Source organism: Paraglaciecola sp. L3A3 (genome assembly GCF_009796765.1).
Lineage (GTDB): Bacteria > Pseudomonadota > Gammaproteobacteria > Enterobacterales > Alteromonadaceae > Paraglaciecola.
The window spans coordinates 2,569,233-2,583,875 of record NZ_CP047023.1 but is presented as its reverse complement, the minus strand read 5'-3'; the positions used below and the strand labels follow the sequence as shown (position 1 = coordinate 2,583,875).

Sequence of the window (14,643 nt, the reverse complement as noted above, 5' to 3'; positions counted from 1 at the left end):
TAATTAATTATTACATCGGCCTGTGAAAGCAGGCCATTTTTTCAATCAAATATACTAGATGTGTGATTGAAAAAATGTTTTAGGGTAAACAGAATATGGTTCAATATCATTAAGTAAATGAATCTAACAGGTAAAATGCAAATGACATCTCAGGTTAAAGAAATTGTTGTAGTGGGTGGCGGCACAGCTGGTTGGTTAAGTGCAGCAATTATTGCAGCTCATCACCAAAAAGCAAATCCTCAACAATTTAAGGTGACCTTAATAGAATCTTCCGATATCCCAACGGTAGGAGTGGGAGAGGGAACTTGGCCTACAATGAAAAATACCCTACAACAAATCGGTATTTCTGAGAGTGATTTTTTTAACCACTGTCATGCTGCTTTTAAGCAAGGCGGTAAATTTGTTGAATGGGTCCATGGTAATGGCGATTTTTACTATCACCCATTCACTCTACCATTAGGGTATGGGCGCATAGACTTAGCCCCATATGTCAATAAAATTGAAGATTTTGCCATAGATGCAAATTTTCAATATGGGGTAGGGGCTGCAGGTCTTGCCCCCAGAACTATGGCTGATGCAGAATATCAAGGGCAATGTAATTACGGCTACCACTTAGATGCAGGGGCATTTGCCGACCTTCTTAAAGCTCACTGTAAAAACAAATTAAATGTTCATCATTTAGTGGATACAGTGAAAAACGTAGTAGATTTCGATAAGCAATATATTGAAAAAATTGAATTAGAAAAAAATGGTTCATTAACCGCCGATTTATTTGTAGATTGCACAGGTTTCTCTTCCTTACTATTAGGGAATGCATTAGATGTACCCTTTATTAAAACTGATAAAATTTTATTTAATGACACAGCTTTGGCAATGCATGTGCCTTATAACGATCCGCAACAAGACATTGCTTGTCATACCATAGCGACTGCACAAAATGCTGGTTGGATTTGGGATATAGGCTTAACGAATAGGCGCGGAGTTGGACATGTTTATGCAAGTGAGTTTTTGTCTGATGATGAAGCTGAAGCAAATTTAAGGGCTTATGTAGGACCAGAGGCCGAAAGCTTAACTGCACGTAAAATTAGCTTTCAGTCAGGACACAGAAAACAGTTTTGGAAGGGAAATTGTGTTGCCGTTGGAATGTCTGCAGGGTTTGTTGAACCATTAGAAGCAACCGCTATTATGCTGGTTGAAATATCAGCTAGATATATTGCTGAAAACTTACCCGCGGACAGTTGCTTGATGTCTGTAGTAGCCAAACGATTTAATCAACAAATGGATTACCGTTGGCAACGAATTATCGATTTTTTAAAATTTCATTATATGTTAACAAAACGCCCCGAGCCATATTGGCAGGCGCATTGTCAAGCTGACACCATTCCTGAAAGTCTGCAAGAAGATTTATCTATTTGGAAGTATCGCGGCCCCACTTTGGCTGATTTTAACAGTGCCACTGAACTGTTTCCCGCTGCAAGTTATCAGTACGTTTTATATGGTATGGAATTTAAACCAGAATTTGATAAACAAGCTTACTTATATGATGAACAAAGTCAGGCAGATAAAATTATCAAACGTAATCAACAGCTTACCCAACAGATGCTGAATACATTACCACCACATCGTGATTATATCGAGAAATGGTTAGCCTCAGTGACTAAAGGAATATAAACATGGCAAAGTTAGTCGAGTTATCTAGTGATATCCATAAACATCTTAAAGTGAATCCGCAAAGTGTTATTCATTTTGCGGCGAGTCAACATTTATTAAATACACGTGTTACTGAGGTTGCACAAACTATATGTAATTTCCCTGTGTTTTTTAACAAAAATTTACATACTGGTTATTGGAATCTATCTGCTTTAGCCAGTTTTCAAATGGGTAATAGTTTATTTGTTGAAAATAATCAATGGCAAGCGGTTTATCAACCGAGTTGCATGCAAAGTTATCCATTCTATTTAATGAATTCTAGTCATGGCGAGAATCAATACACTATCGGTATTGATCAAAGTAACCAAGCTTTTTCGATTGCGAGTGGAGAAGGATTGTTTGAGTCTAACGGTAAAGCTACTCTATTTTTGAGTCGTATAAAAAGTATGCTTGAAAGCGATATTCAAAATGACATCCAGACGTTTCAGTTTGGTCAAAAATTACAAGAAATGGGCCTGCTAAAGTCAATCAATATCATAGTGCAATATCTAGATAAAAGCCCACAAACATTGACTGGTTTACACACCATTAATGAAGATAAATTACACACTTTAACTGACAGCCAGCTAGGAGAATTAAACCAGTTAGGCTATCTCCCCCCGATACATGGAATTTTGTTATCTATATCTCAATTGAACGGACTCGTACAAAAGAATAATCAGCAACATATTACTCAGCAAATACAAACAGTAAAACTTGAGCTAACTAAAAGTTAAATTTTTAATCAATAGTGACCTTTGTGTAAAAAATTACAACAACAAACAGACACACCAACATTGTAAGTAAAGGAAAAATAATGGCCGACCACATAGTACAAATTTCCGTCTTTTTAGGAGTAACCGCATTAATAGCTTTTCTCACTTATATGCACTGTAAAGGTAAAGGTCATAGAGAAGCTAGCCAAAATAAAGAATATTTTTTAGCAGGTGGAGGTCTCGCTTGGTATTTTGTAGCAGGTTCAATCACTTTAACTAATTTAAGTACGGACCAACTTGTGGGTATGAATGGTCAGCAAATGGCTCTATTGGCGCTCTGGGAGTTTTCTGCAGTGGTTGGTTTGTTTATTTTAGCTAAAGTTTTTTTACCAGTTTATTATAAATTCAAGTGTACAACCACCACCGAATTACTTGAACAACGCTATCAAAATCGTAACATTCGTGCAGTAATCAGTGTAATGTTTTTCTTAGGCAGCGCGTTGATATTTTGTCCAGCGGTTATTTATTCCGGCTCTTTGTTTATGCAAAATATGTTTAACATTCAACATATTCCGCTTATGTATATTGCCACCGCATTTGCCGCTGTAGGCGCTATGTATGCCATTTTTGGAGGATTAAGAGCCGTTGCTGTTTCTGATACTTACTCCGGTGTTCTACTTTTAGTAATGGCGATTGTTGTTGTTTTCTTAGCCCTAAATGCAATTGATTATGATTTTTCTGGTATCCCAGCCGAACGGTTAACCTTAATTGGTGATGATAATTCACCTATTCCATGGCATACACTTTTAACCGGCATGATATTTATTCAAATGTTCTATTGGGGAACGAATCAAGTCGTCACGCAAAGGGCAATGGCCGCTCCTAGTTTAAAAGAAGCGCAGAAAGGAGTATTTGCTGCAGCTGTTATTCGTCTGGTAATAGTTCCCACCATCATAGTGGTACCTGGGATAATATCATTCAAATTGTATGGTGACATCGGTGATACTGCTTATGGGCAAATAGTAGGCGATTTATTACCAGCATGGCTATCGGGTATATTTGCTGCGGCCATGGCTGCAGCGGTTCTTACAACATTTAATAGCAACCTTAACTCTGCAACCGCTTTATATGTATGTGATATTCACGAGGCATATATTGATGACAAACCAAATGTGGCTAAATTAAGTGGCTGGATTACCGCAGGTTTGACCTTACTATCTTTAGCTTTGGTGCCTGTTTATCAACAAGCTGATAGCATCATAAATTTACTGCAACAATTATATGGCCTGCTGAGTATGCCTATTTTATCGGTGTTTATTGTAGGTTTAGTCTTTAAAAACGTTCATGCCAATGCTGCGATAACTGCTGTGTTTTTTGGCGTGATTTTATATGGTTTACTATCTTTTGAGTTCTCTCCTTTACATGCACCTTTTGGCTTACATTACATACATCTAATGTTTTTAACCTTAGTGTCTTGTGTTGCTGTAGCACTGTCTATTAACAAAATTATTTATGGTCAAAGTGCTCAAATAGCGTGGGCAAATAATGCGCCAACCAACCCATAATCCCTAACTTAGATGAAATATAGTATGAATAATTTACGTAAAAGTAATATCGGAAAACTTCCTCAACAAGAGTTTGATGTATTGATCCTCGGCGGTGGGATTAATGGTGCTGTGTCTGCTGCAGCATTGGCTGCAAAAGGCGTAAAAGTTGCCTTAATTGACAAAGGTGATTTTGCAGGGTTTACCAGTTCAAATTCCTCAAACCTCGCATGGGGGGGAATTAAGTATTTGGAAAGTTATGAATACGCCTTAGTCAACAAGTTATGCAAAAGCCGAAATCATTTGATGCGCAGTTACCCTTCGACAGTCAAAGAGATACGATTTTTAACCAGTATTCAAAAAGGCTTTCGCTTTCCACCTTTCTTTATTTATATGGGCACATTATTGTATTGGGCGATGGGCCGATTTTTCACTAAAGCACCTAATTATCTGTCTTCTAAATCTATAAAAAATAAAGAACAAGTAATAGATACCAGCAACGTTAATGGCGGTTTTGAATACTCAGATTGTTATTTGTACGATAATGACGCTAGATTTGTTTTCAACTTCATTCGGTCAAGCATGAGTTATGGTTGTATCGCTGCCAATTATGTGGAGTCTTTAGGCTCAAAAAGAGAAGGTAACATTTGGATTACTGATGCTAAAGACACTATCAGTGGCGAACAAATTCAAATCCGCTCTAAATGTATTATTAATGCCTGCGGTCCATTTGTTGATCCAGTAAATAACATTGTTGGCGAAAAAACTGAGCATCATCATGTGTTTTCTAAAGGTATTCACTTAATCGTCGACAAAATTACCGACAGTAATAAAGTGTTAACCTTTTTTGCTGATGATGGTCGATTATTTTTTGTTATTCCTATGGGAACCAAAACGTGTATTGGCACAACAGATAGTCAGGTGGAAAACCCCTATGCAAAAGTCACAGAGGAAGACAGGCAATTTGTATTAGATAATGCAAATAAATTGTTAGATTTAGCCAAACCTTTAACTAAACATGATGTTATTTCTGAACGTTGTGGGGTTCGTCCTTTAGCAATTAAAGGTAAAGATGGCAAAGCTGATTGGGTTCAACTGTCACGTAAACATGCCATAGATACCAATTCAGAGACTCATTATATGTCAATTTTTGGTGGCAAATTAACTGACTGTATTAATGTTGGAAACGAAGTGGCAGATATAGTCAAAAGTTTTGGCATCAAATTACCTTATCTTGATAAAAAATGGTATGGGGAGCCTGATGACAGCATAAAAGAAGAATTTATGCACAGAGCTGAACTGATGAATTTTGATGCACTAACACCAGAGTCATCTTCAGAGCCATTAACTCAAAGATTCTGGCGTCGTTACGGCAGAAACGCTATTAACATGCTGGAAAGTATTCGAGAAAACCCTAAAAAGGGCGAGTTATTGATAAAAAATTCTGAATATTTAACAGTTGAATTAGAACATGCAGCTAATCGAGAGATGGTCACTAAATTGGACGATTTTTTACGAAGACGCTCAAAGATTTCTCTGGTTTTGAGTCAGCAACAAATTTTAGCAGACCCCGGTTTACTTGAAGCCTGTCATATTTTATTTGGTGATCAGGCCGAGTTTAAACTTGAGGAATACAAACAATCTCTGAATGTTAAAATATAAATTTATACAATCCGTATTTGTTATTGAGATTCAAATACGGATTGTTACTTGGTTAATAACATCAGCAAATCGCCAAAACCCCAAACAAAAGTTCCACTTATTAATAATGATACTTCTAATGCACCAATCGACATTTTTAAATGTTGTAACTGTTCGGTTAGTTCTTTGTCGTGTTCGTCATTTATTTCGTCAATCTCAGATTCATTTATCGCTGGACGATGCTTACTTTTAAGCAGTTTGAATTTAGATTTAGCAAATGCTTGATTTCGTTTCCAACTGACTTTTTGTACGATCAGCTTTTCCTTAAATATGACCCCCATACTCGACCACACACCCAAAATAACAACTAAACAACCTGAACGGCTGAACCATTCGATTTCCATAAAATTTGTACGTGTAAGATGAATTCCCAGATAAAAAGTACTTAAAGCAAGAAACCAATAAATCACATGACTTAAACTGGTCTTGGTTGATGTATTAACAGTCAAATTCCCCCCTAGATTACCTGAATATAACGACGAGTTAAGATACCGTGATTCAGTCTTTTTATAAAATTTATTTTCAAAATACCTTTTCTCAAAGACTCAATATCTAAATCAAAAGCTGCATTTTTTATTATCCCTGCAAAAACCAGTTAGCAGCTATGTGGCAGTAGTGATTTAATATCGGATCATAAAAATATAATTTGTATATGTCTATTTAGAACAACATAAAAATATATATCCCTTTAGAGAAGAAATGACTTCAGTTATGATCTTAATTAATTATATTTAAAAACTTCGGAGGTTCCATGTTAGGTACAGCGTGTTCGGCTTCGGCAACCAAAGTCATGATGTTGGGTTGCGGTGAATTAGGTAAAGAAGTAGTCATTGAATTACAACGTATGGGTGTGGAAGTAATTGGGGTTGACCGATATGCCAATGCACCAGGCATGCAAGTTGCTCATAGAAGTTATGTGATTAACATGTTAGATGGTGCCGCTTTACGTGATTTGGTTGAAAAAGAACGCCCTGATTTAATTGTCCCTGAAATAGAAGCGATTGCCACTAACACTTTAGCCGAACTTGAAACTGAAGGTTTTAATATTGTACCCAGTGCCAAAGCCACACAATTAACCATGAATCGAGAAGGTATTCGTTGTTTAGCTGCTGAAACATTAGGTTTAGCAACTTCAGCCTATATATTTGCCGCGACTTTTGAAGAGTTTACTGCTGGTATCGCAAAAATAGGCATACCTTGTGTAATTAAACCTATTATGAGTTCATCAGGCAAAGGCCAATCATTAGTTCGCAGCCAAAACGATATAGAAACAGCATGGAAATATGCACAAGAAGGTGGCCGTGCAGGTAAAGGCAAAGTCATTATTGAAGGATTTGTCGATTTTGATTATGAAATTACCCTATTAACCATTAGTGCCAAAGATGGCATTCATTATTGTGCACCAATCGGGCATCGCCAAGAAGATGGCGATTATCGTGAGTCATGGCAGCCAGCTGTGATGTCTGAAGCAGCAATTCATAAAGCGCAAAAAATGGCTAAAGGTGTAGTGCAATCTTTAGGGGGTTTTGGTTTATTTGGTGTTGAATTATTTATTAAGGGTGACGATGTTATTTTTAGCGAAGTGTCGCCTAGACCACATGATACCGGCCTAGTTACCCTTATCTCTCAAGACTTATCTGAGTTTGCTTTACATGCCCGCGCCATATTAGGTTTACCCATACACCAAATAGAACAATATGGACCGAGCGCATCAGCCGTTATTTTACGAGAAGGCGTGTCCAATGATATTCGCTATTCTGGATTAGACGTAGCTTTAGCACAGCCTCAAACGCAAATACGTTTATTTGGTAAACCTGAAATTGATGGACGTCGTCGTTTGGGCGTAGTACTCAAGCGTGAGACCTCTATCGAAAAGGCAATTGAAATTGCGGTGGATACAGCTGCTAAGATCAAAGTTCACTTTTAATGATTTAGCTCGCCACTTTGTTTAAAAAGTGGCGAGTCTTTCTATTTTATCTTGGTTCACATTATTTTATTGCTTTGGGAATACTGTGTAATAACTCATCGTAATGAGCATATATTTTAGTCATGTCCATTTTGCCAAGAAACTCCGAACAAGTTAAATAGGCTAATAGATAGCGTGCATCTTTCGCCCAAGGCGGTAAATACTTAGGCAGCTGACATAAGCCCATTTTTTCTAACTTATATAACACGGGTATATCTTCAAGATCTAACTTGCCACAAAAGAGTAATCTTAAACAATCAGCTCTGCCATTGGTGACGATAGCCTTTAGAAAATTATGTATGCGAATTAACCCTTCAAGGTAAACTCCATCTTTAGTAAAGGGGGCACCACCTGTTAATACTCCACCACGAAATACTCTTCGACTATTTTCATAAGCTTGTGATTCGTTGCCAATTCTTTCTAAAAAATATTGATACACCTGTAAAAAATCAGCTCCTTCAATCGCCATTTGAATGGCAATGATACGATCGGCAAGTCTGCGTAGTCGGTCTAAATCAATAGAGTTACTTATATACTCAGCAAATACAGCTAAACCTTCTTGTGTCTTGGTTGTACCCGGGTGGCCCGCCGCTAGTATTTTGAGGTGAGGTTGAGCTAAACCATTAATAGAGGTCGCCACATGAATATAGGCTTCATGGTTAATTAATTGTTGTGCATCAAGATCGGTAAAACAAGCCGTTTTCCTGATCCTGATTAAATTGGGATTGGCCAATGCATTAGCCGAAAGTTCATCAACAATTTCGACTTTGGGCGCTTCATCACCGAACATTTTTATTACAGCTTCACGCATTTGTTCAGCAATGCCTGATGCTAAATAACACATTGGGGGTGGGGCCCCTAAATCATAATTTGCATAACTACTAATTTGTTTATCAAAGGTGTTAGCTAGTTCAAGTGGTGTTGATTTACCATCAGCAAAAGGATTCGTTGGTTTACCATATAACTTTTCAGAGAACTCATAAAACTTTTTAGTCCCTGCCGATGCCATCATTAAGGCACCGTATTCAAGCTTCACTGCAGTGCGTTCTAACCATTTATCTATGTCTGTGTCGCCAAGTAATGATCTCGCTTGATTGACTAACGATAAGGTTTTACTGGAATCAAATTGAGGATATTTTACTCTAGGTAGTTCTTTGCCTTTATTCACAAAGAACTCTCGTTTTATATCTCGATTCCATTCTAAATGTGTCAGTATTCTAATCGGTTGACTGGCGTCATATAAGATTGAGCTTATTTGGCAAAACCGATCTTTTTCTTGTTGTTCTTTATTCATCTGTCTTAGATTTCATCCTCATCAACAAACACAAGTTGATACTACTGTGAGAGTCGCCTGTTTCATTTTATTTATGACTAACTTGTAAAGCTAAACAATCACTGTCTTGACCGATAATCATAGTTGGGTCAACACGTACGCCACTTCCAGCATAGTTACCCTGTGCCGTAAAGGTACAAATTTGTACATATAGGTTATCTATACAAGGTAAAGCAAACAGTTGTTGGTATATTTTTTCTCGATTTTCGAATTGACCAAATTTCTCGGCTAGTACTTTTTTATCTTGATCGATTAATTGAATATTTGCCCCGCAACGTCCCACAATAGGTTTCACCACATAGCCAGTTTTCTCTAATTCGCTATTCATTTCAAAGTCAGTGTTTAATAACAGAGGGTGATTAGGAAATAGCGAGCAGAGTATGGGTAAGATGGCTTTATTACTGGGTATTAAGGTCCACATGGGCTCAAACACCATAATGTCATCGTTTAATAACACATCGGCCAAAGTAGGGGGTAAAGTATGTTCATTAACTTGTTGTTGATGACTGTCGTCTAGTCGTAATTCATCTAAAGCTGTTTCCCAAGCCCAAGTTTTCCACACCCATTTTATGCTGTCACCATGACAATCTTGAATGTCACCGTCAGCAGTCCAGCTCAGCGAAGATAAACCTTTTATCACTTCACATTTGTAGCCAGCCGCTTCTATGGCACTTTTCATGAAAAATGCGTGATAAGTTTCTTCTGGATCATCGTCTTGTAACACATGAACAATAGAGTTTATTTTGCAACTTTTCCAAGCTTTAACTAGTCGATTGAACAAGTCACTACCTGCGTCATAACCGTCTTTTACTTCGAAGTGTTTAAGCCATTTACCCTGCACTTTAGCCACTTCCATATAACAAGATGCAGAATCACAGTTATATTCGTAGACCTTCAAGCCATTTTCAGACATAGCAAAGTCAAAGCGACTAGTAATTAACTGATTTCTGCGATTGGCCCATGACGTTCTAATTTTCGCCAATATCTGTTCAGGTAAAGCAAATTTAGCTAAAAGCTCGGGATGAGCAAGGGCATAATCTGTAGCATGCATAAACATTTGATGTAGTTCATCGGTGGCTGATTCTAGGGCCTCTTTTGCTACAGTAGAAATTTGGTAATAGTTTAATTCATTGCTGGGGGACGACGACAACTTATGCCCTTGCATCATGTCAACAAAAGCATTTTCGTCGTCATTAGCTATATTAAGCCAAGGACTATTTACTTTGCCATTATCCTTTGCGGAACAGGACAAAATATTAAAACTTTGTTTGTCAGGCACATCAAACAAGACAGCATGTTTAGGGTCACCAGTTTGCATTACCCAGCCCAAAATTGTCGACTTACCAGAAGGACAATGCAACCAATAGTCGTTTTTGTTACCGATTTTAGCCTTTATCTCCCTAGAAAAGTCCTGTTCATTAGGCCATTTACCAAAGTCCTGATTTTGTTCAACTATGCGAATTTTATCGTCAAAAACCTCGGTGATAATAGCTACGTGACCCGTTTCTTCAAACTCTCCACCCTCATCCCAAATTAATAAACATCCAGCTTCTGGCCGTCTTTGTGAACCATTTTGAAAAGAATGAAGGGATAATTCAGTGTTATTCACTAAATCGCGAACATAATTAAGCCTGAATATTTCATAAGCCATCGCCACATCGTTAAATATGTATCCTTTATTGATATAAAGCCAGCGCCTGGCAAACTCCACACATTGCCACTTGTATCCCATATAGATACCGTCAATATAACTTCTAAAATGGCTGCGACTAGGATAAATCGCATCATCAGCCGTGTCGTAATCAGATGAATATGAGATTACGCCGCCTGGGGCTATCCCCAATGCTTCACCAAAAGGTAGGTCACCAGTCACATTATGTTTAGTCACAATTGCTCCAACTTATGTCAATAATTTTTAAACTATGCATATGGACAATTATTAGCTTACAACTGCTCATGGTTATCTTGCTCCATAACTATAGGTATAGGTTTAGTCGCTTCACCAGAATACAAACTGATATGAGGGAAGGGGATCTCGATATTTTGTTCATCGAAGGTCTTTTTAATTTCTTGATACATACTATTTTTTAAGGTCAGAAAATTCTCTCTTTTCGCCCAAACTGAGAATTGAATATCTACCGATGATGAACCAAAACCAAGTAAAATAAATAACGGTGCTGGTTCGTCCAAACAAAGTGGATTTTTTGCTGCAACTTGGCTGAGTACTTCTTTTACTCGTTCTATATCTTCTTTGTAGGCAATACCAATTTGTAGATCAGCCCTGCGTATGGGGAATCTTGTTAAGGTAGTGACTTGGGTTTTGATCATAGATTCATTAGGAATACGCACAAATAAGTTGTCAAATGTGCGAATTTTCACCGACAACAAATCTATGGAGATAACCTCCCCTGTAGTTGACTCTACCCGTATTACATCGCCGATAGAAAAAGGCCTTTCCATCATTAAAAATAAGCCACTAATTAAATTTGACGCTGATGTTTGTGAAGCAAAACCGATTGCCACACTAAAAATACCAGCTGCGCCAAGCACTACACTTAAATCAAATCCGAGTTCTTTCATCACAGAAATCGAGGTAAGCACTAAAATTCCGTAAAACACCACCCTTTTAAATAGGATCATGCTGTGAGGAGTTAAATGGGCAATTTTAAGGCGACCAACACCATTTCTAGCTAATCGAGCGAGTAAATAACCAATGACGAGTATTAACAGTCCTTTGCCAATAGCAAAGACATGGAATTGCTGCATCAAACTTAGGGTTGCACTGGTTTCTTCCACTTTGAGGTTTCCTGTATTAAGCCACTAAACTTCTAATTGAACGCATAAAGGTATGTTCATCTGCTTTTTCGCGAGCTGTTGATACCAGTGAAATAGTCGACTTGTCTCGTTCTTTTGCCAAGTTTTTAATATTAAAAGAAGGACGATCACCATCTAAATGATGAATTAAACACACCTTATCTGTCCAAAACTGTTCTGTAGCATCCACATAAAGATTTAAAAACGGGATAGGTAAGCTAATCCTATCTATAGTCAATAATTCATCATGTTCATTGGATATGCTGATGCTAGTGATTGCTCTATGAGAACGTTTCTGAATATTATCTAAAGTCACTCTGGCATCGGTATATTTTGAATAACATAACTCACCCACCATAGTTGATGGACCAAACCAAGAATCTGAAGGCAACCAAAAGGGTAGATCACTTATGGGTAATTTATTATTTTGGCTATAAAATGCTAACCATAATGGAGAACTAACAAACAGTTCAATTTTTTCTCCAGGCAGGATATTCAAAGTAGAACTAGGCCGAACTATGACTGAACGATTGGCCAATAGCGGTAAGGCTTTTATAAAATCTGCGGTTTTTTCAACTAAATATCTTTTGGGTTGAATGTCAGTAGAAAGTTCCGAAACCCCGTCTTCTAGTATCAATTGCTCAAAGCTTTCTTGCTGAGTTTCTTCATTCCAAATGATCCATTCTGCCCCTTTTCGTTGGACCGAAATTTTACGGTTACCAATTCTCCAAGTTTTAGTCTCATTTAGTTTAAAACCTATATCTCCCCACCATTTTTTCATTCGCTTCACTCTTTTCGTCAACGCAGTTTTTGATAAAAAATACAATACGTTGAAAGGGTTAAAAATTGCAACAAACCTAAATTTAAGCTGATAGATCTGGCATACAATAAGGAAGTCATATTTCACTGCACATTGGATATTTTTTGTATTCCAATTGATTATTGTTTATTTGAGAAAGTCATTTATTAAAGACCAATAAAATGGCTTACCGACGTCTACAAATATATAGCATTCAATTTTTAGACTATGTATTTTTAGGCTGTGATTTTGCCAAGACTTTATACATAGACAGCTGGCTATTGGGTTACGTTTACCTGATCATTATTTTCATGAAGATTTCATGAAGAATGCCACATATTCTCAAGCAATCAATAGAATTTTGTTAATCATATTGAATATGTATTATGGCTTTCGATATTGCCGCTAAATCTTGACCATATTCTCAATATCACGTCTCTACGTATATTCCACATTCAGTTACGAAGTATTACTAATAACTAAAAAATGGTGAAAAATGTATGCTACTACCGCATCTAGATTCACCTGATGTACTCACGGGAAAAATATGCATTGGTAGCAATAATAGTGGTTATCTATATTCCCGATCTGAACTTAAGTTAAATTTTGTATCGTTAATATTAAAAGGAAAGGACAATGGTTACTTCAAATAATCGTTATGTCAGTAATTTAACCCGAGATACTCTCGCCCTGATCTTAGCCGGTGGCAAAGGCAGTCGATTATGCGAACTCACCCAAAACCAGGCTAAACCTGCAGTCCATTTTGGTGGTAAATTTAAAGTCATTGATTTTCCTTTATCAAATTGTGTCAATTCTGGTATACGCAAGATAGGGGTGATGACACAGTACAAAGCCTATTCACTCTTGCAACATCTTTCACGAGGATGGGGCCATCTAAATAGAGAGTTAGGCGAATTTGTCGAATTATTACCTGCGTCTCAACAGTATTCATCAAACTGGTATGAAGGCACAGCTGATGCCTTGTATCAAAACATCGAATTCATTCGAGAACATGCCCCTAAATATGTAGTGGTGTTAGCTGGTGATCACATTTATAAAATGGATTATGGTGACATGCTGGTTCAGCATGCTAAAAGTGGTGCCGACATGACTATATCCTGTATTGAGATGCCTATTCAAGATGCAGCTGGCGCCTTTGGTGTGATGTCAGTCAATGAACAAAATAGGATCATTGATTTTCATGAAAAACCTACACATCCCCGTCCTCTTGTAGATAAACCAGGCTGTACCCTGGCATCAATGGGCAACTATATATTCAGTACTGAATTTTTGATTGAATGCTTACTTGAAGACGCTCAAAAAGTTGAGTCTCAACATGATTTTGGCCACGATATCATTCCAGCCGCCATTAATAGTCATCAAGTTCAGGCCTTTCGTTTTCAATCGGAAGAACCAAAAATTGCCCCTTATTGGCGAGATGTAGGCACCTTAGATTCATATTGGCAAGCTAATATTGATTTGATCAGTGTCACCCCTGAATTGAACTTATATGATCAAGAATGGCCCATCTGGACTTATCAAAAACAATCACCTCCGGCTAAATTCATTTTTAACGATGAGCAACGTCGTGGTTATGCTGTCGACTCAAGTATTTCCGGAGGATGCATAATTTCAGGTGCTGAAATCAATCAGTCATTACTATTTTCCGATGTTCATGTTCATTCTTATAGTAAAGTTGAACAATCCGTTATTCTTCCGCAAGTTGAAATCGGTCGTAATGTGCATATCAAGCAAGCAATTATTGACACGGCTTGTCACATTCCTGACGGTATGAATATCGGCGTAGATAAACAACTAGATATGGCTAGAGGATTTCGAATTAGTAAAGGCGGGATTGTGTTGGTAACCAAAGAAATGTTAGCCAAATTAAATTCAAGCCTTGATTCTATTAATCAATCTGATCATGCCAATAAAGAATCGAACGTAAGGATGATTGCATAGTAATTTTTCGAGCGTAACAATCGAATAGTTTAATGCTGATATACCATGAGCAAATTTTTATCAATTCTGTACATTGCTGTTATCTGGTATTCCCAGCTTCAGCGCATAAAATGCGAACA

11 protein-coding genes are annotated in these 14,643 nt (G+C 37.5%); 6 read left to right on the top strand and 5 right to left on the bottom strand.

Going from position 1 to position 14,643, the window contains the following annotated elements; genetic code table 11:
• The first annotated feature begins 141 nt into the window (after positions 1–141).
• The 4 genes from GQR87_RS10825 (at position 142) to GQR87_RS10810 (ending at position 5,611) form a co-directional block, all read left to right on the top strand.
• Positions 142–1,671 (top strand): tryptophan halogenase family protein, encoded by a 1,530-nt coding sequence (locus GQR87_RS10825; protein WP_158969219.1) that lies wholly within the window; start codon positions 142–144, stop codon positions 1,669–1,671.
• Between the two features lie 2 nt (positions 1,672–1,673).
• A complete protein-coding gene (locus GQR87_RS10820) occupies positions 1,674–2,426 on the top strand; it encodes a SapC family protein (protein WP_158969217.1) in 753 nt (250 codons plus the stop codon).
• An 80-nt stretch (positions 2,427–2,506) separates the two neighbouring features.
• The gene (locus GQR87_RS10815) at positions 2,507–3,970 is read left to right on the top strand and encodes an SLC5 family protein (protein WP_158969215.1); all 1,464 of its coding nucleotides are present in this window, start codon (positions 2,507–2,509) and stop codon (positions 3,968–3,970) included.
• A 24-nt stretch (positions 3,971–3,994) separates the two neighbouring features.
• Positions 3,995–5,611 (top strand): glycerol-3-phosphate dehydrogenase/oxidase, encoded by a 1,617-nt coding sequence (locus tag GQR87_RS10810; protein WP_158969213.1) that lies wholly within the window; start codon positions 3,995–3,997, stop codon positions 5,609–5,611.
• A 44-nt stretch (positions 5,612–5,655) separates the two neighbouring features.
• Here GQR87_RS10810 and GQR87_RS22375 read toward each other — a convergent pair whose 3' ends face one another.
• Complete coding sequence (locus GQR87_RS22375) at positions 5,656–6,099, bottom strand: hypothetical protein (protein WP_233267456.1); 444 nt, start codon at positions 6,097–6,099, stop codon at positions 5,656–5,658.
• A 302-nt stretch (positions 6,100–6,401) separates the two neighbouring features.
• On the opposite strand from GQR87_RS22375, the gene purT reads away from it, so the two are divergent.
• Positions 6,402–7,577, top strand: coding sequence for a formate-dependent phosphoribosylglycinamide formyltransferase (gene purT, locus GQR87_RS10800; protein ID WP_158969211.1), 1,176 nt, complete (start codon positions 6,402–6,404; stop codon positions 7,575–7,577).
• A gap of 61 nt (positions 7,578–7,638) precedes the next feature.
• Here purT and GQR87_RS10795 read toward each other — a convergent pair whose 3' ends face one another.
• The 4 genes from GQR87_RS10795 to GQR87_RS10780 form a co-directional block, all read right to left on the bottom strand.
• The gene (locus tag GQR87_RS10795) at positions 7,639–8,910 is read right to left on the bottom strand and encodes a flavohemoglobin expression-modulating QEGLA motif protein (RefSeq protein WP_158969209.1); all 1,272 of its coding nucleotides are present in this window, start codon (positions 8,908–8,910) and stop codon (positions 7,639–7,641) included.
• A 67-nt stretch (positions 8,911–8,977) separates the two neighbouring features.
• Positions 8,978–10,837, bottom strand: coding sequence for a glutathionylspermidine synthase family protein (locus tag GQR87_RS10790; RefSeq protein WP_158969207.1), 1,860 nt, complete (start codon positions 10,835–10,837; stop codon positions 8,978–8,980).
• A 56-nt stretch (positions 10,838–10,893) separates the two neighbouring features.
• Positions 10,894–11,745: a mechanosensitive ion channel family protein gene (locus tag GQR87_RS10785; RefSeq protein ID WP_158969205.1), complete on the bottom strand. Its 852-nt coding sequence runs from the start codon at positions 11,743–11,745 to the stop codon at positions 10,894–10,896.
• A gap of 16 nt (positions 11,746–11,761) precedes the next feature.
• Entirely contained in the window at positions 11,762–12,544 is a 783-nt protein-coding gene (locus GQR87_RS10780) for a hypothetical protein (RefSeq protein ID WP_158969203.1), read from the bottom strand.
• Between the two features lie 654 nt (positions 12,545–13,198).
• On the opposite strand from GQR87_RS10780, the gene glgC reads away from it, so the two are divergent.
• Positions 13,199–14,524: a glucose-1-phosphate adenylyltransferase gene (glgC, locus tag GQR87_RS10775; protein WP_158969201.1), complete on the top strand. Its 1,326-nt coding sequence runs from the start codon at positions 13,199–13,201 to the stop codon at positions 14,522–14,524.
• Positions 14,525–14,643: the final 119 nt, after the last annotated feature.